Genomic DNA, 20,300 nt, shown 5'->3' with positions numbered 1-20,300 from the left:
TGGTGGCGGACCCTCCAAGGGGTGGGGATGGCCCGCCAACCGGGGCTGGTTACAGCGTGTCGCCGCCGAGCGGGCGGTTACACGGGCACAGCTCGTCCGTTTGCAGGGCGTCGAGGACACGCAGCGTGTCTTCCGGATTGCGACCGACATTGAGATTGGTCACGTAGACGTGCTGGATGACATTGTGCGGGTCGACGATGAAGGTGGCGCGGTAGGCGACGCCAGCGTCGGAACGGATGCCGAGGCTGTCGATCAGCGAGCCGGTCGTGTCGGCAAATTGCCACATGCCGAGCTTGTCGAGATCCGGGTGCTCGCGGCGCCAGGCCAGCTTGCAGAATTCATTGTCCGAGGAGCCGCCCATGACGATCGCGTCGCGATCGGCAAATTCTTCGGCCAGGTTGGCAAAGGCGACGATCTCGGTCGGGCAGACGAAAGTGAAGTCCTTCGGGTAGAAGAAGATGACCTTCCACTTGCCTTCAAAACTGTCCTGGTCGATCGGTTCGAAGGCCGACTCACCATTCTCTTCATGGGCGTTAAAGCCCGGCTTCACGCCTGTGATTTCAAACTCGGGAAGCTTTTCGCCGATACCCAGCATGCTGTCTCTCCTTTGGACGTGGCGGCTTGATTGCCGACCTTGGAATGGCGTCGATATGCTGCGCCGCATATAATAAATCCAATGGATTGTTTTTGGAGAACCTATAGGTATTATCAATACGCATGACCCAACTCCCGACCCTTCGCCAACTACAATTCATCATCGCCCTGGCCGAGCATGGAAGCTTCTCCCGCGCGGCCGAGGCGGTGTTTGTCACCCAGCCCACTTTGAGCGCTGCCATCAAGGAGTTGGAGACGATATTGGGGACGGTTCTGGTTGAGCGCGGCGCGCGCGGTGCCGTCCTGACGCCGGCCGGCGACGCTGTGCTGGAGCGGGCGCGGCGGGTCATGACCGAGGCCGAAGACCTGGTGATCGCCGCCCAGGCAGCTGGCGAGCCCCTGGCCGGCCCCTTCAAGCTCGGCGTGATCCCGACGATCGCGCCCTTCTTGCTGCCGCAAGTATTGCCGGCCCTGCGGACCCGCTTTCCCGATATCGAACTTTTCTTGCGCGAAGATCTGACCGATCGCCTGTTTGACGCGCTGCGAGATCGGCGCCTGGATGCGGCGCTGGTGGCGCTGCCCTATGACGCGCCGATGATTGAAACCCATGCCGTGTGGTCGGACGAATTCCTGTTTGCGGCGCCTCCGGACCATCCCCTGACGCATCGCAAAACCCTGTCGCCTGCCGATCTTGCAGACGAGCCACTTCTCTTGCTGGAGGACGGGCATTGCCTGCGCGATCATGCGCTCGCGGCGTGCTCGACGGGCTCGGCCCGGTCCGACTTTGCTGCGACCAGCCTGCACACCCTCGTCCACATGGTGAAGTCGGGTCTTGGCGCGACTCTGTTGCCGCGTATGGCGGTAGATGCCGGCCTTGTTGATCGCATGGGGCTTGAGGTCCGCGCTTTTGATCCGCCGGTGGCGGGCCGCGAGATTGGCGTGGCCTGGCGCAAGGGCTCGGCCCGTGCCGACGAGGCGATCCAGCTGGGCGACGCGATCCGCGATATCCTGGAAGCCCCGGACGGGGCTTAGCTGGCCCGCCCGGCCTGCGGCATGACGACACGCGACACGGCCTGCCGGACTTGCTAGTTTCTGTCCAGACAGAAATGGGTGAAGGCGACCATGATGAAGCTCTCCGCGCCAATGCAGCGCTTCGTCCTCCACTGGGGAGAAATGGGGGCTCGCTGGGGCGTCAATCGCTCCATCGCGCAGATCCACGCCCTGCTCTATCTCGCTGACGCGCCATTGCATGCCGAGGATATCACCGAGGTGCTGCAGATCGCCCGGTCCAATGTTTCAAACTCGCTCAAGGAATTGCAGGCGCTCGGCCTGGTCCGGCGAGAGCATGTGCTGGGTGACCGGCGCGATCACTTCAGTGCCACACACGAGCCGTGGGACATGTTGATGGCGATCGCGGAGGCCCGCAAACAGCGCGAAATCGATCCGATGATCGAGATATTGCGGGAATGCGCGGAGGCTGCCGAGCAGGATCCTGACACGCCGCGGCTTGCCGTCGAACGCCTGCGTCGGATGGAGGGTTTTGTCGGCAATCTGACCGGCTGGTATGCCCAGATCCGAAAATTGCCCCAGGGCACCTTGCTCAAACTGATGCAGATGGGCAGCCGTATCGCCCGTTTCGTCGGCGGCTGAGGTGACGCCGATGAGCCATCTGTATCAAGCCCTGCTGGGGCGGGACTGGGATAGCCTGCCCGCCGTGACGCGCCTCCTGCATGCGCCGGATCCGGCGATCCTGCTGGAGGGGCATGTCGACATAGAGCGCGGCGGCAATCCCGTGGCCCATCTCGTGGCAATGCTGCTCGGTTTGCCGCGTGCCGGCGCCGGCCAGCCGGCTCTTGTCCGTGTCAGCCGTGACGGCGACGGAGAACTCCTTGAGCGCTGGTATGATGGCCGCCATTTTGCGACCTGGCAGGGCCGCGAGGCCGGGCTATTGGTCGAACGTTTCGGGCCGTTCAGACTGAGTTTTGCACTGGCCATGGATGCGGGCGTGCTGCGTTTTCGTCAGCGTGACGTGGCCCTGTGGGGCATCGCGTTGCCGCAAGTACTGGCCCCGACGATTGTCGCGAGCGAGCGGGGCGATGTGCAGTCACACCGGTTCGACGTGATGCTGCGCCTGCCATTGCTCGGGCAGATCATCCGCTATCGCGGTGAATTGCGGCCGGCGGAAGAATGAGCGTCATTGCTCAGAAAAGCTCGAGGACCTGCTCTGGCGGGCGCCCGATCATGGCCTTGTCGCCATGGATGACGACCGGGCGTTCGATCAGCTTGGGATATTGGGTCATCGCCTTGAACAGGGCTTCCTCATCCTCGACGGCCTTAAGTCCCAGCTCGCGATAATCCGGCTCAGCCTTGCGCAGCCATTCGTGCGCTGAAACAAAGCCCAGCTTCTTCATCACGGCTTTCAGCTCTGCCACGCTGGGGGTGTCGTCCATATAGTCACGGACTTCCAGATCGCCGCCTCGCGCTTCAAGCAAGGCGAGGGTCTGCCGCGATTTTGAACAGCGCGGATTGTGCCAGATAATGGTCGAATCGGTCATTTGGTGTCCCTCAAGAACAGCCATGAAAGCCGGTCTTGTACTGCAACATCAAGTCTGGGCCTGCGTTTCATCTGCATTTTACCGCTCAGGAATCGTTTTCACTCGCCGTCGAGAGCAGCGCTCGCGCCGCTTCCAGGTGCAGGCGTTCCACCATGTTGCCATCCAGCGAAATCACGCCTTTGCCGGCGTTGTCGGGATCAGCGAAGGCCGCGACGATCTTTGCCGCCTGTTCGAGATCCCGGGAGGTCGGACCAAAATAAAGATGGGCGAGATCAACCTGTCCCGGATGGATCAGCGTCTTTCCGTCAAAACCGAGCGCCCGGCCCTGTTCCGCCTCGGCCCGGAACCCTTTCGGGTCGCGGAAATGATTGTAGACTCCATCGAGTACGTAAAGGCTGCGGGCCCTTGCTGCACACACCATGTTGACCAGATGCGGCACCAGCGCGAGCCGGTCCGGCTCGGATGAACAGCGAAGCTCCTTGCACAGGTCATTGGTGCCGGCAATGAGGCCGGCCAGCCCGGTACCAACCGCGCTGGCGATTGAGTTGAGCGCGAGCAGGGCGCGCGGCGTTTCGATCATGGCCCAGATCGGTACCGAAGAGCCGTGTGAACTGAGCGCCGAACGGGCGGCATGCAGATCGCCAACTTGCTCGACCTTGGGCAGGACAATGGCGTCGGCCCGGGCAGTGGCGCGGATATCGGCGGCGCCCCACTCCGTTTCGAGCGAATTGATGCGAACGGCCCTGATTGCGCCCGACACATCCCATTGCCGCATCGTGTCGTCGACAAGCTCGCGCGCCTCGAGTTTTTCATCCGGTCCGACTGCGTCCTCGAGATCCAGGATCAGCAGGTCGGCGCCGACATGGGCCGCCTTCTCGATCGCGCGCGGTTTCGATGCGGGGACAAAGAGGGCGGAGCGGATCAGTCGGCGCATCAAGTCGTTTCCGGGGGCTTCTGCTCGGTGAGGTTTTGGATATAGCATGCTTTCCATGCCGATGGCGCTGATCCTTTCCAGTCATGTCGCCGCTTCCATGGTCGGAGGCGGGGCGTCGCAGCGCGTGCTGAACGCGGCAAAAATCGACACCATGCTGGTCCCGACCGTGCTTTACGGCCGGCATCCCGGTTGGGGCGCGCCAGGTGGTGGTCCCGTCGAGCAGGATCAGTTCGAGGGCATCCTGTCGGGTATTTCGGATCAGGGCCTACTGGATATCACGGATATTGTCCTGACCGGCTATTTCGCGGATGTCGGACAGATTTTCGACGCCGCCGCCGTGATCGATGTGGTGCGCAAGGGGCGCCGGGTCAACAAGGGCGTGAAGGCCTTTTCGCGAGAACCGTTCGTCGTGGTTGATCCGATTATGGGCGATGCGCCGGGCGGACTTTATGTGTCCCCCGCCATCGCGGCGGCCATCAAGGATCAGCTGATCAGTCGTGCCGATCTGGTCACGCCCAACCTGTTCGAGCTTGGCCATATCACCGGACGGCCCCTCACCGATCTCGCCTCGATGGTGCGCGCGGCCCGCGCAATGGCCCGCCCGGTCCTGGTCTCCTCCCTGCCGCGGCACGGCCAGATCGGGGTGCTCTATGTTGATGAGCAGCAGGCTTGGCTGGTCACGCACGACCGCTTGCCCAAAGCCCCCAACGGCACGGGTGATGCGCTGACCGCTGCCTTCATTGCCCACATCATTGCCGGCGATGATGCCAAAACCGCCCTTGAACAAGCCGTTGCCGCAACCGTCAGCCTTGTGATGCGGGCGCAGGAATGGGCGGCGCCCGAATTGCCGCTCGTCGCCGCCGCCGACGTGTTGGTCACGCCGCTGGTCACGCTGGAGGCCGAGGCGGTCCAGACCGCTTGATCGCCGCAGCGGTGCGCGTTAGCCAGAGTGCATGAACACGGACACTCTGCCTGCCCTGAACGGCCATGTCGCCACCGGTTTCGAACCGGTCGCCGACGCCTTTCTTGCCAATTGGACCGATCAGGACGAGATCGGCGCCGCATTTGCCCTCAGCCTCGAAGGCGAACTGGTCGTGGATATCCATGCCGGTTGGGCGGATCGCAAGAAATCGGCGCCATGGCAGGCCGACACGCTGGTTCCGGTTTATTCCACCGGCAAGGCAATTGCGGCGCTGGTTATTGCTCGCCTCGTCGACCGGGGCCTGCTCGCCTATGACGCGCGGGTCGCTGACTACTGGCCGGAATTCGCCGCCGGCGGGAAATCCGCCGTCACGGTCGCCCAGGCGCTCTCGCACCAGGCCGGCCTGTCCGGGATTGCCGAGGAGATGGATGCCGGCGACTGGTTCGATGCGGCCCTGATTGAAGACAGGCTGGCCACGCAGACGCCGCTCTGGGAACTCGGCACTGGGTCGGGTTATCACCCGGTCACTTTCGGCTTCATCACCGACGCGTTGGTGCGTCGGACCGACGGGCGGTCGATCGGTGCTATCCTGCGCGAGGAAGTCTGCGGACCGCGCGGTATTGATTTCCGTGTCGGCCTGCCTGAAAGCGAACATGGACGCACTGCGGAACACGCCATGCCGCGCCAGGTTCCCGATCTTGGGGAGCGCAATCTGCCGCGCGAACTGGCCTTTCTGAAGCCCTGGTCCTCACCGGGTCGGCGCGGGGCAACGGAATGGCGCAAGGCCGAGTTTCCTGCCGCCAATGCCCATGCAACCGCGGCCGCCCTGGCGCGCCTGATGAGGGTCTATGCCGATCACGGCCGCCTGGACGGCAAGCGCTTCATCTCCGAGGCGACGCTGGCGGATCTGGTCAAGGAGCGTGTCAGCGGGCCGGACAAGGTCCTGCCTTTCGACCTGTCATGGGGTGCCGGGGTGATGCGCAATACCAAGCCGGGCTTTTATGGCCCGACCCCGGAGACGGTTGGCCATTCCGGCTGGGGCGGATCCTGCGCCTTTGCCGATCCGGTCCACAATCTGACCGGCGCCTATGTCATGAACCGCCAGCATCACCATCTCGCCGGCGACCCGCGTCCGGTCCGGATCATCAAAGCGGTTTACGGCTGTCTATAGCGCGATCAATGTCGGCTGAGCGGATGAATCAGGCCTGATCTTCAGCCAGCCAGGCCAGCGCTTCCGCACGGTTGGTGAAGACCTCGATCTTCGTCTTCCATCCCTCGCGAGTCATGGCGGACCAGAGTTCCGGGATGATCCGTTTGAGATCATCGGCGCAGACGAGGGCTGTCTTGGGTGAGTGGCCCTGGCGATAGCGCTCATTCCAGCCGCGCATGAAGACCTGGTGGTCTTTCATGGACTGGGGGGTGAAGGTTTCCAGCGTCGCTAGATCATCGATGATCAGCAGCAAATCGAAGTTCGATCGCCAGCCGGGAGCGCCCGGTAGTTCGGCGATCGCATGGCGCAGGTTCAGCATGGTGGTTTCGGCGCCGAACACCAGTTCCGCGACCTTCAGACTGCCAAGTATCGTCCAGCTAGCCTTGCCCATCAGGCTCCCCGGTGCTCGCCCGCCCCGATGATAGACCTGTTCAGCGCCGAAGGTCTAAACGATTTTCCGGCGAGCGGCGTCAGGCAGGGAAACGACGCTGCAGCCAGTCCAGCAGATAGGCATTCAACTCGTCGGGCGCTTCCCACATTGTCCAGTGACCGCAACCCTCAATGATGGCGAATTCGACATCCTTGCACAGGGCCGGCATCCAGCCGGTCAGTTTGGGAGGCAGCATGAAATCCAGTTCGGCCGAGACCATCAGGCAGGGCAGGGCAATGCGATGGTCGACCCCGCCCATGCGCTGCCAGTTGGCGTCGAAATTCCGGTAGAGATTGATGCCGGGCCCGAAGCCGGTCCGGCGATAGGCGTCGGCATAGACGGCTCGGTCTTCCGGGCGCACCACAATCCGCTTCTCGGCCCGCCCTTCAAACTTCTCGAACTGGGCGGGAATATGGGTGATGTCGGGGAAATAATCCTCAAGTTTTCCGATCTTGGGCGGCGAACCGAAGATGAAGGCGAAAAAGTCGTCTTCCTTGCCCTCGAACACGCTTTCGGCATAGCCGGGCTCCTGGAAACGCAGGATATAGTGATCCTCGCCGCCGATCTCGCGGAAGGCATCGGTCGGGGCCTGCGCGCCGCGCGGAAGGTGGGGTGTGTTGACGCCAATCACGCCGTCAAACCGGTCAGCGGCCAGCATGGCCGCATGCCAGGTTATGATCCCGCCCCAGTCATGACCGACCCAGACCGCCTTGTCATGTCCCAGCGCGTCGAGCAGGCCGGTCAGGTCGGCGATCATTGTGTCGATGTCGTAGTTCTCGGCGCCGTCCGGGCAATCCGATCCGCCAAAACCGCGCAAATCCGGCGCGATGACGCGGTAGCCGGCATCGGCGAGAACCTGGATCTGGTTTTTCCAGGAGTAGGCGAGTTCCGGCCAGCCATGGACCAGCAGGAGCGGCTGGCCATCGTCTGGCCCGGAGATATGCACGGAGAGCTCAATGCCATTGCTGGCGATGCGCCGGGGCGCCGGAAAATCACGCATGGATGGGCCTCGTCGCAGCCAGATACGTCTTCCGGATCAAATCATTGCCGGATCCCGGGCAGGAGAAGGCAGTGAGGCGTGCCGGTCAAGGTCAGCGACAGCGTCTCAGGTCTCTTCGGCCAAGGCTTCCAATTTGCGCTCACGACGGATCTGGCTCCAGGTGAAGCAGCCGACACCCGCCCAGATGAAGGCAAAGGTGATCAGGTGGCCGGTTTCGAAGGTCTCACCGCTCATGACGCCGATCGAGAACTGCAAGGTCGGTGCGATGAACTGCAGCAGACCCATCGTCGATAGCCTCAGCCCGCGCACGCCGATCGTATAGAGCAGGAGCGGGATGACCGTCACTGCGCCGGCAGCGACGAGGAGGGCTGTCTGAAGGGGCGTTTCCAGGAAATGTCCGGCGCCGCTCGTTTGCAACCAGGCAAAGGCGATCAGCGCGAAGGGCAGCATGAAAAGCGTCTCCCACAGCAGGCCGACCCGGCCATCCACGGCGGCGACTTTGCGCAAATAGCCATAAGCGGTGAAGGTGGTCGCCAGCATCAGCGAGATCCACGGCACTTCGCCGACAGTGAGGATCTGGTTGGCGACGCCGAGCGCGGCCAGTGAGATCGCGGCAATGCGCCAGGGGCCGAGCGGTTCGCGCAGGATGATCACACCCACCGCGACGCTCATCAGCGGGTTGATATAGTAGCCCAGTGACGCCTGCAGGACATGGCCCGAATTGACCGCATAGATGAAACCCCACCAATTGACAGAGATCAGCGATGACGTCGCGAGCAGGGTCAACAAGGTTCGGCGGTCGGCCAGAACGCCCAGCGCGGCCCGCAAGCGGCCGGACAGGGCGAGGGAACCCGCTAGCAATGGCACCGCCCAGATTACCCGGTGCAGGATGATTTCCAGGGCGCTGGCAAAGTCGAGTGTCTGGAAGAAGAGCGGCGCGACGCCCCAGATCAGATAGCCGGACAGCCCAGCCGCCAAGGCGCGGCGCATATCGTGTGAAGTGTCGGTGGACATGCGGGCTCCTTGGTCGATGTCGTCCACCGCACATAGGGAGCCTGCTTGTCGATGGCGACCCGCTTCCTGTGCATGGCAGGCTTGCGCCGCCGTGCGCAGTCGCGTCAGCGACCGATAAGGCCCTTGTTCAGCAGGCCTTCCGCAATCTGCACGGCGTTGAGGGCGGCGCCCTTGCGAAGATTGTCGGACACCACCCAGAGGGCAAGTCCGTTCTCGACCGTCGGGTCTTCACGGACCCGCGATACGAAGGTGGCGAACTCGCCGACGCTTTCGACCGGCGTGATGTATCCTTCGTCTTCGCGCTTGTCGATCACCATCAGGCCCGGGCTTTCCCGCAGCAGATCGCGGGCCTCGCCGGCCGACATCGGTCCGTCGAGTTCAAGATGGGCCGCGATCGAATGGCCGACAAATACCGGCACCCGGGCGCAGGTCGCGAACAGTTTGATCTTGGTGTCGAGGATCTTCTTGGTCTCCACCATCATCTTCCACTCTTCCTTGGTGGACCCGTCTTCCATGAAGGTGTCGATGTGGGGAATGACGTTGAAGGCGATCTGTTTGGTGAAGACCTGCGGTTCGATCGGATCGTTGACGTAGATACCCTTGGTCTGGGTCCACAACTCGTCCATTGCCGCCTGGCCACCACCGGAGACCGACTGATAGGTTGCGCAATTGACGCGTTTGATGCCGACGCGGTCATGGATCGGCTTCAGCGCGACGACAAGCTGGATGGTCGAGCAGTTCGGATTGGCGACAATGCCCTTCTTCTTCACGCCGTCGAGGGCGCCCAGATTGACCTCCGGCACCACCAGCGGCACGTCCGGATCCATGCGCCAGGCTGAGGAATTGTCGACCACGATGGCGCCGGCCTTGGTGATCTTCGGCGTCCATTCCTTCGACACATCGCCACCGGCGGACATCAGGACGAGGTCGACGCTCGAGAAGTCGAAGGTTTCGGCGTTCTTGCAGCGCAGGGTGCGGTCGCCGTAGGAGAGTTCGACGCCCATCGACTTGCGGCTGGCCAAGGCATGGATGTCATCAGCGGGGAAAAGGCGCTCCGCCAGGATGGTGAGCATTTCCTTGCCGACGGCTCCGGTTGCTCCGAACACTGCTACTTTGACGCCCATTGCGAGATGACCTTTCTGCGTGCCTGTGTTGTCGACTGGCTCTGTCGACTGACGCATTAAACCCGGGATGCGGCGCTGGCTAGTGGCGATGACAGGATTGCGTGCCTCGGTGGGGCAAAATTTTGTCGGAAGGCGGCATGCATGCCAAAATTCTTGGATGGTTTAGCTGTATTTATCCCGATTTCGGGTGTGTTTGTGTTTCGTGGTGGCCGCGAGCCTGATGCGACTTCAACCGGCGGTAAGACGGCTTGAGAAGTGGCGCGGGCAAGGAGGCAGGGTTCTCCTGGGATGCGGTTGGCAATCTGGTGTTACTGCTTGAGCGCGTCCGGCAGGGCCAACGTGTCCGCGAGCTAGAGCCGGCGCCATATGCGCCAGGCGACCAGCGCGACCAGGGCCACCACGATCAGTTCAAGCGCGTTGATGCCTAGGAAGAGCGGCGTGATCAGCCGCTGCATCAATCCCCAAGGACCATCATAGATCGTCTCGCCTTGACGCCAGAAGCCGACATAGACCGCGGCGGCCACGACGAGGGCGACTCCGAAGAACGCAAGGCGGATCATCGTCGCCGGGTTGAAAGACTTACCCGAGCGGGCCTGTTCTTCACGATTGCGGCGGGTGCGATCAAGAAAGCGGCGTCGGGTCATGGCATGTCCTCGCTGGGCAGCGCGTTTTGCCGGTTGGCGGGGCGGGGGCGTGATTGATGGCTCCGACAGGCGCTGTTGATGGAGCAATATCAGAGCGCGATCCCAAAATCGCGCAAGGCTCCGTCGTCTTGATTATGACCCTGCAATCGTGAAGTGCCACAGGAGTTTCATTTGCCTTGAAGGCGAATTCGTGCGCATAAAAGTCGGGACGGGCGGCCGAACTGGCCGGACGGAATACTGATCGCCTACCCGATGCCTGTTCATGTTTTGCGTGGCAGGGTCCCATCGGACCCATAGACTTCAGCCTTCCCCGACTTTCTACGTCCGTAATACCGGTGTCAGGACGCTGATACTGACTTCATTTTATGCCCGGACGCGGGGCATGCATACTGGGAAGGTTCCCTCTAATGGCTACAGGTGTCGTTAAATTCTTCAACCAGAGCAAAGGCTTTGGCTTCATCACCCCGGACGAGGGCGGCAATGACGTCTTCGTGCACATCTCGGCTGTCCAGGCTTCTGGCCTGCCGGGTCTGGAAGATGGCCAGAAAGTCTCCTTCGAAACCGAGCCGGATCGTCGCGGCAAGGGTCCGAAGGCGGTTGACCTGCAGCTTGCCGACTAAGGCAGTTCAGGGATCGCAAGATCTGGATGACGGCGCGGAGCTGCAGCTCCGCGCCGTTTTTCTTTGTCTGGCTTTCTTTGTTCGGCGGGTTCTGCCGGTTTCCGGCTATTCATCGCCCATTGCGTCCCGCACCCGGACGGCGGTCGCCGGGAAATCGGTGAACACGCCATCGACGCCCAGCGCGTAGATGCGACGAAGCTCGTCCTCGATCGTCACGCCATCGGCGACCGGGACATCATCGCGGAAGGTCCAGGGGTGAACGGCCAGGCCCAGCTCATGGGCGCGGGCGATGAAGCCGGTATCTTCGCCCTCCGCCGTGATGACCAGTGCCTTGGACGGCCCGACCCCGTCAGCGAAAGCCGCCATATCGGTGAGTGAAACCGTCGGCTGACGCGGATCAGCCTCGGGATCGAGTTCCTGCATCGGGAAGACCAGCATCAAAAGTTGCGTGTCAATTTCGGCATTGAGGCGGGCAAGGAAGTCCGGCTCGAAACACTGGATCGCGGTCGGCGCGTCGGCCGTGTCGAGACGGCGTTCGCGCAGGATGCGGACCAGTTCCGGTAGAGGGTCCAGCCCCACCGAAACGAAGTGTCCGGGGGCCTTCACTTCCGGCTCTGTACGGACATTGTGGGCCGTCGCGAGATCGAGCACCTCTTCGAAAGTCGGGATCAGAAACCGGTCGTTGAAGCTGGCATCGCGCTGTGCCCACGGCTGACGGGCCCGCAGGGTGCGCAGCTCGGCCAGGGTGAAGTCCTCGACCCACCAGTCGCTTTGCTCGCCCTGCAAGCGTCGGCGGTCAGCAAATTCGGGATGGTCTGCGACATCGGTGGTGGTCGAGAGATAGTGATCATGGCGAACCACCAAAACGCCGTCAGCGGTCATCACCAGATCCGGTTCGATGACGTCGGCGCCCTGTTCGATCGCCAGCGTGTAGGCTTCGATCGTGTGTTCCGGGCGTTCACCGCTTGCCCCGCGATGGGCGATCACTAGCGGTGCTTCGCCGTTGAGGGTGGTCCAGACATGGCCTGTCGGCGACCCGGTGTTCGGTGAACAGGCCACCAGTCCCGCCAAAATCCCAACACCCATAAATATTTGTCGCATTTCCCCCTCCCGTTTTTCAGTTCAGCACACTAGCTTGTGTCGGTATCTCACGGGAGTGACAAATGAGCGACAAGACCCGGTTCGCCCAACTCGCTGACGCGGCCGAGCGTTATGGCGGCTATTCGCTTGATAATTACGCGGTGATCCGCTCGGTCGCGGAAAATCTCGCGACGGGATTTTGCCGCTTCCTCGGCGCTGAGGGCAAAGCGTGTGTCCACCTCGTTCCACCACAGGGCGCCTGGTCGCCGCAGCCGCACAGATCCGGCGCGTTCTCGGTCTCTGGCAGTGGATTTCTGCCGCTGGGGCCGATCAGTTTTGGTCTTGCGGTGCGGGTGTCGCGGACCGGTGATTGGACCCGCCTTGTTCTGACATGCACGAAAAAAGGCCATCACGTCGAAGTCGCGATTGCAGAGGGGCCGGTTTTTGATATCGGTCTGCCGTTGGAGACAGCAGACCTCGATACCGTCTTCCAACGCTTGCATGACCATTTGATCCGCTGGTTCGAAGACCAGGCTGACCTCTATGAGAACGGCGATTATGGCGGTCGGTCCATCGGGTTCGACCTGATTCATGCCGAAGAGGACATTTCCTAGGCGAACAAGCCGCTCATGACGCTGGCGATGAGTTCGTTGCTCGGGTCCAGCAGGCTGGAACCGAACAGGCCGGCGCTACCTAGCAGGCTGACCAGGACGCCGGTTGTGAAGCGTCGGCGCACCATGAAAGTTCCGACCCAGCGGACCGCGATGATGGTGTTGCCGGCCCCGATCAGGGCAACCGGTCCGCCAATCGCCAGGGCTATCAGGAATGAAGTCAGGGCCAGTTGGGCCTCGTGTGGCAGGGTGTCCATTTTTGCCTCCCCGGGTGTGTCGCCTCCGGGGCGACGAATGGAACGAAACGCGCTAACACCTTGGCCATGATAGACACCGGACCTGACCTCACCCTGACCATCGCACTCATCGCCGGTTCAGGTATTGCGGCCCAGTGGTTGGCTTGGCGCCTGCGCTGGCCCTCCATCGTTTTGATGATGGGGGCCGGCCTGATCCTGGGGCCGATCTGGGCCTTTGCGGCGGGTGCGCCATTGGTTCATCCCTCCGCGGTTTTCGGCGAGTATCTGCGCCCGATGATTGCCCTGGCGGTCGCCGTTATCCTGTTTGAAGGCGGCATCACACTGAACTTCCGAGAGTTGCGCGACGCTTCGGGTCCGGTGCGGCGCATGGTGTTTCTCGGCTATCCGCTCGGCTGGGCGGGCGCGGTCCTGGCGCTCCACTATGTTGCCGGCCTTGCCTGGGATTTGTCAGCCATGATTGGCGCCCTGCTCACCACGACGGGGCCGACCGTTGTCCTGCCTCTGCTTCGTCAGGCCAAGCTTCCGGCCCGGATCGCGTCGGTGCTGAAATGGGAGGGCATCGTCAACGATCCGATCGGCGCACTCTCTGCTGTTTTCGTGTTCGAGGCGATCCGCCAGACCGCCATGGGGCAGGACTGGGCCGAGGCCGGTCTGGCGCTGGCCTTCGGTGCCGTGATTGGCGCGGCTCTGGGTTTCGGCTTCGGAACGGGCTTGTCGCGCGCATTCAGGCGCGGCTGGGTGCCGGAACCCATGAAGGCGCCGCTGGTGCTTGCATCGGTTCTGGTCTGTTTCGCGATCGCCGACGCCCTCGCCAATGAGACCGGCCTGGTCGCAGTGACCCTGTTCGGCCTCGTTGTCGCCAACTCGCGCCTGGCTTCGATCGAGGAAATGCGCCGCTTCAAGGAAGGTATTGCCTCCATCCTGGTGGCCAGTGTCTTCGTAGTGCTCGCTGCCGATCTGGCGCCGGCCGACTTGCTCGCCCTGAACAGCTGGCATCTCGCCTTTGTCGCGGTTTTCATCCTGATCGTGCGCCCGCTCTCCGTTGCATTGGCGACGTTCGGCTCGGGGCTGGACCTCAAGGAAACGGCCTTCATCGGCATCATCGGCCCGCGCGGTGTGGTCGCTGCGGCTGCGGCTGGGCATCTCGCTGCCACCTTGATCGATGTCGGCCGCGAGGACGCTGCCATTCTGGCGCCCTTGGTCTTCGTCACTATTTTCATCAGTGTCTTCGGCTGTGGTTTTGCCGTCTCTCCGCTGGCTCGCCTGCTGGGTCTGTCCCAGACCGGCCCGGAACGCCTGCTCATCGTCGGTGCCAATCCGTGGAGCCTGGGTCTGGCCGACGCGCTGAAAAAAGCGAATGTGCCGGTCACCATTGCCGACACCAGTTGGCGCCGTCTGCGGGCTGCGCGGCTGGCCGGTCATGATATCCACTACGGCGAAGTCCTGTCCGAGGCGGCTGACTGGCGGCTGGAGCCGGCACGTTTCTCGGCCCTGCTCGCCGCCTCGCCCAATGACGCCTACAACGCGCTGGTCTGTATTGACTATGGCCCCGAGCTCGGTCGCAGCCGCGTGTTCCAGCTGTCCGGCTTTGACGGGCCGGTCGATGCCGAAAAGGTCGAGGATGATCCGCGTGCGATTGCCTATACGGCGCGTGGTCGGACATTAATCCGGCGCGGCCGCGGTTATGACGGTCTGGCGCGCGACTGGTGGCAGGGTTGGCGCTTCCGCAATACCAAATTGTCGGAGAACTATCCGCTGGCGACCTATCTCGAGGAGGTCGGTGAGACGCCGGATCTGGTGATTGCGCGTCTACCGAACGGGACCTTCCACTTGCTGGGGTCCGGTCGCGAGGCGCCGGCCCAGGCGGGCACGGTCCTGATTCGGTTTGCGCCTCCGGAAGCGGGACATCCAGACGTCGCGACCGGTGAGGTGCCGGATCAGTCGTCGTAAGGCTGCGCGCCGCCAGGCGCGGCACCGCCGCAATAGGGCCAGTTGTCAGCATTGGGATCGCCATGCGGGCAGACGGCGTCCGTTCCCTCATAAATCGCGATGCAGCCTGACAGGCTGACTGTGCCCAGAAGCACGGCAAGGACAAGAAGTGAACGCTTGACTGACATGATGAGGTCCCTCTTTGGCCGCATCGTGCAGTCAGGCTTGAACAAGTGCAAGCCCGCAGACGCCGTCCTTCATGTGGAATTAACCCTGTTGCAGGCAGATGAAATCACCGGTTTTGCGACGAGGATCGAGCATGGCCCGCCGGCCCGGAAAGTCCAAAGCAGCAGAACGCGCCCGTTCAGCGGCCCCCTCGCGGAGCCGCAGACGTCCGGCGCGGCGCAAGCGGTCGCGCGCCGGTGGCTTTCCCTGGCTGCGCATGGCGGCTTGCCTGATCATCATTGGCGGTCTCGTCGTCGGCGGTTGGCTTGTCTCGATTGCCCGCGACCTGCCCGACACCAGCGGTCTTCAGGCGGTTGAGCGGACGGCCACCATCACCTTCCTCGATCACGACGGCGCCCTGATCGCGCGGCGCGGATCGGCGCATGGCCATGAAGTCACGGTTGATGAGCTGCCGTCCTACCTCATCGATGCGGTGCTGGCCGTTGAAGACCGGCGCTTTTACAGCCATCCCGGCGTCGATGTCATTGGCTTGGCGCGCGCGATGGTGGCCAATCTGCGTGCCGGCCGGGTTGTGCAGGGCGGGTCCACCTTGACACAGCAGCTGGCCAAGAACCTCTTTCTGTCGCCCGAGCGCACCCTGCGCCGCAAGGTGCAGGAAATGATGCTCGCCTTCTGGCTCGAGAGTCGGTTTAGCAAGGACGAGATCCTCGAGCTTTATCTCAACCGGGTCTATTTCGGTGGTGGCGCCTACGGTGTTGAGGCCGCTTCCCTGCGCTATTTTTCGCGGCCAGCGAGCGAACTGGGCCTTGGCGAAGCGGCCTTGTTGGCTGGTCTGCTCAAGGCGCCGTCGCGATACAGCCCGGTCAATGATGCGCAACGTGCTGCGGCCCGGGCCACGGTTGTCCTCGACCTGATGGCGCAAACCGGACGGATTACGGAGCAGGAACGGATCGCCGCGGCCCGGACTCCGATCCGGGTTTCGCGTGGTGCGTCCAGCCAGGGTGCGCAATATTTCATCGACTGGGCGGCCGAACAGGTGCGCGGGATCGCCGGCCTCGAGCATGGCGACCTGGTCGTGCATACGACGCTGGATGTCGATGCGCAGCGCGCTGCCGAGCGGGCAATCAGCGATATTCTTGGTGATGACGAACTGGCCTCCGGCGCCGGTGAAGGGGCCCTGGTTTCGCTGGCACATGACGGCGCGGTGCGCGCGATGGTTGGCGGTCGCTCCTATGCCCGGTCCCAGTTCAACCGGGCGGTTCTTGCCCAACGACAGCCGGGATCGGCTTTCAAGCCCTTCGTTTACGCCTCAGCCTTCGAAGCGGGCCTGACACCGGAAGACCGGCGCAATGATGCACCGGTCCGTATCGGTGACTGGGCGCCGCAGAACTATAATGACGAGTATCGCGGCGAGATGAGTTTGCGGGAAGGTTTCATCCGCTCGTCCAATTCGATCGCGGTCCAGATCGCCGAGGAGACCGGTCGTGGCCATGTCGCCCGGCTGGCCCGGCGGTTGGGGATTGAAAGCCCGATGCGGGTCGACCGGTCGTTGGCGCTTGGCGTGTTCGAGGTCACCCCGCTGGAACTGGCCAGCGCCTATGCGCCGTTCGCCAATGGTGGTCTGAGCGCAGGCGCGTACGGGATCGACCGGATTGAAACCGACGCGGGCGATCTCGTTTATGCGGCGCCGGCAAGTGCTGGCCAGCTGGTTCTCGATGCCCGGACCCAGGCCCGCATGCGGGACCTCTTCCTGACCAATGTCCGGCAGGGAACGGGACGTCGCGCAGACGTGCCCGGTCTGACGATCGGTGGCAAAACCGGCACCACCAACGATTTCCGGGACGCGTGGTTCGCCGGTTTCGACAGCCAGCTTGTCACCGTCGTCTGGACTGGCAATGACGACAATTCACCAACCGAGCGCGCGACCGGCGGTGGCCCACCGGCGCGGATATTCCAGGCCTATCTGGCTGCGGCTCCACGGACTGGCCTGGCCGCCCGTCCGGTCCAGGCACTCGCACCAGTCGCCGCCGCGACCATCGAAACGCTCATCCTGCCTGATGCAGATGCCCGACCCGTGCCGGTGGAAGAGCCGGACGAGGATCCGATCGGCGCTTTTCTGTCCGGGCTGGGGGGACGCGACTAGCCGACAATCCCCTGTTAAATGGGCCGTGTTTCAGCGACGTGTCGCAATTGCGGTGTTAAACTGCCGATTGAGGGACTTTGAAACACCCATCGATGAGGGGGTCATTATGAGATACAGCCTGCTTTCTGCCGCGGCCGCGGCCAGCGTCGTTGCCTTCATGTTGCCGGCCGGCAGTGTAGAGGCGCAAAGTCGTGCCGCCGCCGAGGCCGCTATGGCCCGGATGGGCCTGGACGGCACCAATGAATCCGTCAGCTATGCCAGCGCTGATTTTCGCGGTGGCCGCTACATCCTCAATGACGTGACCTTCAGCGATTTCGGTGATGGTGGCGAGAGTGACGGTCCCGATGAAATCCGGGCCGAGCGAATGGTCTTTGACGCGTTGCGCCTGAGCGATGCGGGCGAAGTCCTGTTCGACGGGTTTGCCCTGGAAGGCATCAGCGCCACGGACGAGACCGACGACATGGTGATGCGTCTCGATCGGATTGCCATTGACGGCCCCAATGCTGCGATGACGACTGATTTTGGTCGTGCGGTCGCTGGCGAAGCCGATGAAGACTATGAGCCGGCTTGGAATACTTATGAGTTTGCGGGCTTCAGTGTTGAGGGCCTGTCCGGTTCCGGTTCTGGCGAAACGGGTCCGTTCGAGTTCAGCCTCGCGCAATTTGTCATCGAGAATTACAGCCGGATCGAGCTCGGTCGTTTTGCCATGCTCGGCCTTGCCTTCTCTGGCTCCGATGAGAGCGGCGAACCGGTCACCTTCAACATAGGTGAGGTCTCATTGCTGGGCTTCCAGACCGAGGCCTATGCGGACATGATTGATGCTGCCGCCGCCGGGGCCGATGAAAGCGCGGTCATGGAGGCCTACTACCAGAGCGCCGTCTTCGCGCCGCTGGACCTGTATGACCGCTTTGCAATGCGTGACATCCTGGTTGATGCGGCCGGCGTTCATTTCTCGATGGACTATCTGACGGCGGCAATGGATCGGCAGGGTTCGCGGATCACCAGCACGGCGGAACTCGGTTCGGCGATGTTGATCCCGGACCCTTCCAAGCCTGCCGGTGCGCAACTGGCCATGGGCCTGGGCATGCTGGGCTATGAGCAGCTGGAGCTGCGGATGGTCGCCAGCTCGATCTATGATGAGGATACCGGCCGGGCCTACACCACGGGAGACAATTACATCGAGTTGACCGACGGCTTGCGGCTCGAAATGGGCCAGGACATTTCCGGCTATGATGCCTATCTCGCCAACCTGCCGGTCGCGATGGAGGCACTTCGCGAAAGCGAAGGCGCCGAAGGCCCCGAGATGGACGCCGTCGTGCAACTCATGGCGCCGCTGCTGGTTAATAATCTCTCGATGCGGATTGTCGATCTTTCGATCCTTGATCGGGCGCTCGATGCCGGCGCCGCGGTCCAAGGCATTTCCAAGGATGATCTGCGCATCCAGGCTGGTGCCATGGTCGGCATGGGCCTGATGCAGGCGCCGCCGGAAATCCCGCGACCCGTCCTGGCCGAGTTTTCGACGGCACTGACGAATTTCATCAATCAGGGCGGCAGCCTGACCATCGACATGACGCCGCCGGCCCCGTTGAGCATCGGCGGGATGCTGCAGGACATCGAAACAGGTACGTTCGAGTTCGAGGCTCTTGGTCTGAGCTTTACATCTGACGCGCCCTGATCCGCAGGGCCGCTGACATGAAGAAGGCGCCACCTGTCGGGGTGGCGCCTTTTTCGTTTCCGGACTGATGTGGCCTCAGCGCGCGTCGAGCGCAGCCTGACCGGTCTCATCCATGAATGTCTTCATGCGCGGCGCAATCTGTTCACGGAACCGGCGGCCGTTGAAAACGCCGTAATGGCCGACATCCGGCTGAATCCAGTCGGATTGCAGGTTTTCCGGCAGTTTGTCGCACAGCGTGTGAGCGGCCTGGGTCTGCCCGATGCCGGAAATATCGTCATTCTCACCTTCCACGGTGAGAAGGGCGATGTCCCGGATCGCTGACGGGCTGACCTTGCGGTCGCGATGCATCTGTTCGCCGCGGGCCAGCTTGTGCTCCTGGAAGACATCGGTGATCGTCTGCAGGTAGAACTCTTCCGACAGGTCCATCACGGCGAGGTACTCGTCATAGAATGTTCGGTGCTTGTCGGTGCTGTCACCATCGCCCTCGACCAGCTGGGTGAAGAAGTTCCAGTGTGCGTCGACATGGCGGTCCAGATTCATGTTCATGAAGCCGGCGAGTTGCAGGAAGCCCGGATAAACACGGCGGAAAGCGCCCGGATTAGGGGCCGGCACCGTGTGGATGAGATTTCCGGCGAACCAGTCGAACGGCTTTTCCTCGGCCAGCTTGTTGGGCACTGTCGGCGAGAGGCGGGTGTCGATCGGCGACCCCATGAAGGTCATCGATGCCGGGCGGGACGAGTCGTCATCCTCGGCCATCATGGCAATCGCGGCCAGCGTTGGCGGTCCCGGCTGGCAAACCGCCACCACGTGCACATCAGGACCCAGTACGGCAATCATTTCGCGGATATAGGAGGTGAACTCATCGAGGTCGAAACGACCGTCTGTGAGCGGCACCATGCGGGCGTCCTGCCAATCGGTGATGTAGACCTCGCTGTCCGGCAGGAAAGCTTCCACCGTGCCGCGCAGCAGGGTCGCATAGTGGCCCGACATCGGTGCCACGAACAGGACTTTGCGGTCCGGTGTATCGCCGCGGGCGGCGATCAGGGCGTCATGGTCGCGCTCGAAATGCAAAAGCGAGCACCATGGCTTGCTCCAGACGACGTGTTCCGAAACACCCACGCATTGGCCGTTGATTTCGGTGTGCTCGATCATCCATTCGGGTTTGGCGTAGCGGCGGGTCACGGATTCAAACAGCTCGGCGGCCGCGGCCATGGTCCGGCCGGCCATCGTGTCGCCCATCGGATTCATGGGTGAGCGCATCATCTGACGCGTGGCATTGGCGGCGGCGCGCCAGGGCGTCATCGCCATGCGGTTGAATTCATAGACGCTGTAAAGCATGCGGTCTCCTCGCGTCGGCGCCGAAGGCCGACAC

Annotated in this window: 22 protein-coding genes; 10 read left to right on the top strand and 12 right to left on the bottom strand. The window is 62.7% G+C overall.

What is annotated here, in order from left to right; genetic code table 11:
- Positions 1–49 precede the first annotated feature (49 nt).
- Positions 50–595, bottom strand: a complete 546-nt coding sequence (locus AWH62_RS08840; protein WP_075190113.1) for a peroxiredoxin — start codon at positions 593–595, stop codon at positions 50–52.
- 122 nt (positions 596–717) lie between these two features.
- Between AWH62_RS08840 and AWH62_RS08835 the strand changes: the two genes are divergently transcribed.
- The 3 genes from AWH62_RS08835 to AWH62_RS08825 all read left to right on the top strand — a co-directional run bounded on the left by AWH62_RS08835 (position 718) and on the right by AWH62_RS08825 (position 2,785).
- The gene (locus tag AWH62_RS08835; protein ID WP_075190112.1) at positions 718–1,626 is read left to right on the top strand and encodes a hydrogen peroxide-inducible genes activator; all 909 of its coding nucleotides are present in this window, start codon (positions 718–720) and stop codon (positions 1,624–1,626) included.
- Between the two features lie 93 nt (positions 1,627–1,719).
- Complete coding sequence (locus tag AWH62_RS08830; RefSeq protein WP_198928881.1) at positions 1,720–2,244, top strand: MarR family transcriptional regulator; 525 nt, start codon at positions 1,720–1,722, stop codon at positions 2,242–2,244.
- Between the two features lie 10 nt (positions 2,245–2,254).
- Positions 2,255–2,785 carry a DUF4166 domain-containing protein gene (locus tag AWH62_RS08825; protein ID WP_143742991.1) on the top strand — a complete coding sequence of 177 codons (531 nt, stop codon included), beginning with the start codon at positions 2,255–2,257 and terminating at the stop codon, positions 2,783–2,785.
- 10 nt (positions 2,786–2,795) lie between these two features.
- Here AWH62_RS08825 and arsC read toward each other — a convergent pair whose 3' ends face one another.
- Together arsC and AWH62_RS08815 are read right to left on the bottom strand one after the other, a co-directional pair.
- Positions 2,796–3,149: an arsenate reductase (glutaredoxin) gene (gene arsC / locus AWH62_RS08820; RefSeq protein ID WP_075190109.1), complete on the bottom strand. Its 354-nt coding sequence runs from the start codon at positions 3,147–3,149 to the stop codon at positions 2,796–2,798.
- An 85-nt stretch (positions 3,150–3,234) separates the two neighbouring features.
- Complete coding sequence (locus tag AWH62_RS08815; protein ID WP_075190108.1) at positions 3,235–4,083, bottom strand: CoA ester lyase; 849 nt, start codon at positions 4,081–4,083, stop codon at positions 3,235–3,237.
- 46 nt (positions 4,084–4,129) lie between these two features.
- Between AWH62_RS08815 and AWH62_RS08810 the strand changes: the two genes are divergently transcribed.
- Both AWH62_RS08810 and AWH62_RS08805 read left to right on the top strand, forming a co-directional pair.
- A complete protein-coding gene (locus AWH62_RS08810) occupies positions 4,130–5,005 on the top strand; it encodes a PfkB family carbohydrate kinase (protein ID WP_083635097.1) in 876 nt (291 codons plus the stop codon).
- Positions 5,006–5,036: 31 nt separating this feature from the next.
- The gene (locus AWH62_RS08805) at positions 5,037–6,176 is read left to right on the top strand and encodes a serine hydrolase domain-containing protein (RefSeq protein WP_075190107.1); all 1,140 of its coding nucleotides are present in this window, start codon (positions 5,037–5,039) and stop codon (positions 6,174–6,176) included.
- A 28-nt stretch (positions 6,177–6,204) separates the two neighbouring features.
- Here the strand turns inward: AWH62_RS08805 and AWH62_RS08800 are convergent, their stop codons facing one another.
- The 5 genes from AWH62_RS08800 to AWH62_RS08780 all read right to left on the bottom strand — a co-directional run bounded on the left by AWH62_RS08800 (position 6,205) and on the right by AWH62_RS08780 (position 10,427).
- On the bottom strand, positions 6,205–6,606 hold the full coding sequence (locus tag AWH62_RS08800; protein WP_075190106.1) for a hypothetical protein: 402 nt from the start codon (positions 6,604–6,606) through the stop codon (positions 6,205–6,207).
- 79 nt (positions 6,607–6,685) lie between these two features.
- Positions 6,686–7,645, bottom strand: coding sequence for an alpha/beta fold hydrolase (locus AWH62_RS08795; RefSeq protein ID WP_075190105.1), 960 nt, complete (start codon positions 7,643–7,645; stop codon positions 6,686–6,688).
- A 105-nt stretch (positions 7,646–7,750) separates the two neighbouring features.
- The gene (gene rarD, locus AWH62_RS08790) at positions 7,751–8,659 is read right to left on the bottom strand and encodes an EamA family transporter RarD (RefSeq protein WP_075190294.1); all 909 of its coding nucleotides are present in this window, start codon (positions 8,657–8,659) and stop codon (positions 7,751–7,753) included.
- Positions 8,660–8,763: 104 nt separating this feature from the next.
- Positions 8,764–9,783, bottom strand: a complete 1,020-nt coding sequence (locus AWH62_RS08785; protein WP_075190104.1) for an aspartate-semialdehyde dehydrogenase — start codon at positions 9,781–9,783, stop codon at positions 8,764–8,766.
- Positions 9,784–10,133: 350 nt separating this feature from the next.
- Complete coding sequence (locus AWH62_RS08780; protein WP_075190103.1) at positions 10,134–10,427, bottom strand: hypothetical protein; 294 nt, start codon at positions 10,425–10,427, stop codon at positions 10,134–10,136.
- A 407-nt stretch (positions 10,428–10,834) separates the two neighbouring features.
- Between AWH62_RS08780 and AWH62_RS08775 the strand changes: the two genes are divergently transcribed.
- Entirely contained in the window at positions 10,835–11,047 is a 213-nt protein-coding gene (locus tag AWH62_RS08775) for a cold-shock protein (protein ID WP_075190102.1), read from the top strand.
- A gap of 105 nt (positions 11,048–11,152) precedes the next feature.
- On the opposite strand, the gene AWH62_RS08770 is transcribed toward AWH62_RS08775, so the two are convergent.
- Complete coding sequence (locus AWH62_RS08770; protein WP_075190101.1) at positions 11,153–12,148, bottom strand: glycerophosphodiester phosphodiesterase family protein; 996 nt, start codon at positions 12,146–12,148, stop codon at positions 11,153–11,155.
- A gap of 62 nt (positions 12,149–12,210) precedes the next feature.
- Here AWH62_RS08770 and AWH62_RS08765 point away from each other — a divergent pair, with 62 nt between their 5' ends.
- Positions 12,211–12,741 (top strand): hypothetical protein, encoded by a 531-nt coding sequence (locus AWH62_RS08765; protein WP_075190100.1) that lies wholly within the window; start codon positions 12,211–12,213, stop codon positions 12,739–12,741.
- Here the strand turns inward: AWH62_RS08765 and AWH62_RS08760 are convergent.
- On the bottom strand, positions 12,738–12,995 hold the full coding sequence (locus AWH62_RS08760) for a hypothetical protein (protein ID WP_075190099.1): 258 nt from the start codon (positions 12,993–12,995) through the stop codon (positions 12,738–12,740). The genes AWH62_RS08765 and AWH62_RS08760 overlap by 4 nt on opposite strands.
- A 66-nt stretch (positions 12,996–13,061) precedes the next feature.
- On the opposite strand from AWH62_RS08760, the gene AWH62_RS08755 reads away from it, so the two are divergent.
- Positions 13,062–14,945: a sodium:proton antiporter gene (locus AWH62_RS08755; RefSeq protein ID WP_075190098.1), complete on the top strand. Its 1,884-nt coding sequence runs from the start codon at positions 13,062–13,064 to the stop codon at positions 14,943–14,945.
- On the opposite strand, the gene AWH62_RS08750 is transcribed toward AWH62_RS08755, so the two are convergent.
- Positions 14,933–15,112 (bottom strand): hypothetical protein, encoded by a 180-nt coding sequence (locus AWH62_RS08750; protein WP_075190097.1) that lies wholly within the window; start codon positions 15,110–15,112, stop codon positions 14,933–14,935. The genes AWH62_RS08755 and AWH62_RS08750 overlap by 13 nt on opposite strands.
- A gap of 131 nt (positions 15,113–15,243) precedes the next feature.
- On the opposite strand from AWH62_RS08750, the gene AWH62_RS08745 reads away from it, so the two are divergent.
- Positions 15,244–17,253, top strand: a complete 2,010-nt coding sequence (locus tag AWH62_RS08745) for a transglycosylase domain-containing protein (protein ID WP_075190096.1) — start codon at positions 15,244–15,246, stop codon at positions 17,251–17,253.
- Positions 17,254–17,359: 106 nt separating this feature from the next.
- Complete coding sequence (locus AWH62_RS08740; RefSeq protein ID WP_075190095.1) at positions 17,360–18,928, top strand: hypothetical protein; 1,569 nt, start codon at positions 17,360–17,362, stop codon at positions 18,926–18,928.
- 75 nt (positions 18,929–19,003) lie between these two features.
- Here the strand turns inward: AWH62_RS08740 and AWH62_RS08735 are convergent, their stop codons facing one another.
- Positions 19,004–20,266, bottom strand: a complete 1,263-nt coding sequence (locus tag AWH62_RS08735; protein ID WP_075190094.1) for a polyhydroxyalkanoate depolymerase — start codon at positions 20,264–20,266, stop codon at positions 19,004–19,006.
- Positions 20,267–20,300: the final 34 nt, after the last annotated feature.

It is taken from the genome of Maricaulis sp. W15 (genome assembly GCF_001924955.1).
GTDB lineage: Bacteria > Pseudomonadota > Alphaproteobacteria > Caulobacterales > Maricaulaceae > Maricaulis > Maricaulis maris.
This window is presented reverse-complemented; position numbering and strand designations above follow the sequence as displayed.

Bases quoted from the DNA above. Each gene is read 5' to 3' on its own strand.
- AWH62_RS08840 (WP_075190113.1), bottom strand. From the start codon at position 595: ATGCTGGGTATCGGCGAAAAGCTTCCCGAGTTTGAAATCACAGGCGTG.
- AWH62_RS08835 (WP_075190112.1), top strand. From the start codon at position 718: ATGACCCAACTCCCGACCCTTCGCCAACTACAATTCATCATCGCCCTG.
- AWH62_RS08830 (WP_198928881.1), top strand. From the start codon at position 1,720: ATGAAGCTCTCCGCGCCAATGCAGCGCTTCGTCCTCCACTGGGGAGAA.
- AWH62_RS08825 (WP_143742991.1), top strand. From the start codon at position 2,255: ATGAGCCATCTGTATCAAGCCCTGCTGGGGCGGGACTGGGATAGCCTG.
- arsC (WP_075190109.1), bottom strand. From the start codon at position 3,149: ATGACCGATTCGACCATTATCTGGCACAATCCGCGCTGTTCAAAATCG.
- AWH62_RS08815 (WP_075190108.1), bottom strand. From the start codon at position 4,083: ATGCGCCGACTGATCCGCTCCGCCCTCTTTGTCCCCGCATCGAAACCG.
- AWH62_RS08810 (WP_083635097.1), top strand. From the start codon at position 4,130: ATGCTTTCCATGCCGATGGCGCTGATCCTTTCCAGTCATGTCGCCGCT.
- AWH62_RS08805 (WP_075190107.1), top strand. From the start codon at position 5,037: ATGAACACGGACACTCTGCCTGCCCTGAACGGCCATGTCGCCACCGGT.
- AWH62_RS08800 (WP_075190106.1), bottom strand. From the start codon at position 6,606: ATGGGCAAGGCTAGCTGGACGATACTTGGCAGTCTGAAGGTCGCGGAA.
- AWH62_RS08795 (WP_075190105.1), bottom strand. From the start codon at position 7,645: ATGCGTGATTTTCCGGCGCCCCGGCGCATCGCCAGCAATGGCATTGAG.
- rarD (WP_075190294.1), bottom strand. From the start codon at position 8,659: ATGTCCACCGACACTTCACACGATATGCGCCGCGCCTTGGCGGCTGGG.
- AWH62_RS08785 (WP_075190104.1), bottom strand. From the start codon at position 9,783: ATGGGCGTCAAAGTAGCAGTGTTCGGAGCAACCGGAGCCGTCGGCAAG.
- AWH62_RS08780 (WP_075190103.1), bottom strand. From the start codon at position 10,427: ATGACCCGACGCCGCTTTCTTGATCGCACCCGCCGCAATCGTGAAGAA.
- AWH62_RS08775 (WP_075190102.1), top strand. From the start codon at position 10,835: ATGGCTACAGGTGTCGTTAAATTCTTCAACCAGAGCAAAGGCTTTGGC.
- AWH62_RS08770 (WP_075190101.1), bottom strand. From the start codon at position 12,148: ATGCGACAAATATTTATGGGTGTTGGGATTTTGGCGGGACTGGTGGCC.
- AWH62_RS08765 (WP_075190100.1), top strand. From the start codon at position 12,211: ATGAGCGACAAGACCCGGTTCGCCCAACTCGCTGACGCGGCCGAGCGT.
- AWH62_RS08760 (WP_075190099.1), bottom strand. From the start codon at position 12,995: ATGGACACCCTGCCACACGAGGCCCAACTGGCCCTGACTTCATTCCTG.
- AWH62_RS08755 (WP_075190098.1), top strand. From the start codon at position 13,062: ATGATAGACACCGGACCTGACCTCACCCTGACCATCGCACTCATCGCC.
- AWH62_RS08750 (WP_075190097.1), bottom strand. From the start codon at position 15,112: ATGTCAGTCAAGCGTTCACTTCTTGTCCTTGCCGTGCTTCTGGGCACA.
- AWH62_RS08745 (WP_075190096.1), top strand. From the start codon at position 15,244: ATGGCCCGCCGGCCCGGAAAGTCCAAAGCAGCAGAACGCGCCCGTTCA.
- AWH62_RS08740 (WP_075190095.1), top strand. From the start codon at position 17,360: ATGAGATACAGCCTGCTTTCTGCCGCGGCCGCGGCCAGCGTCGTTGCC.
- AWH62_RS08735 (WP_075190094.1), bottom strand. From the start codon at position 20,266: ATGCTTTACAGCGTCTATGAATTCAACCGCATGGCGATGACGCCCTGG.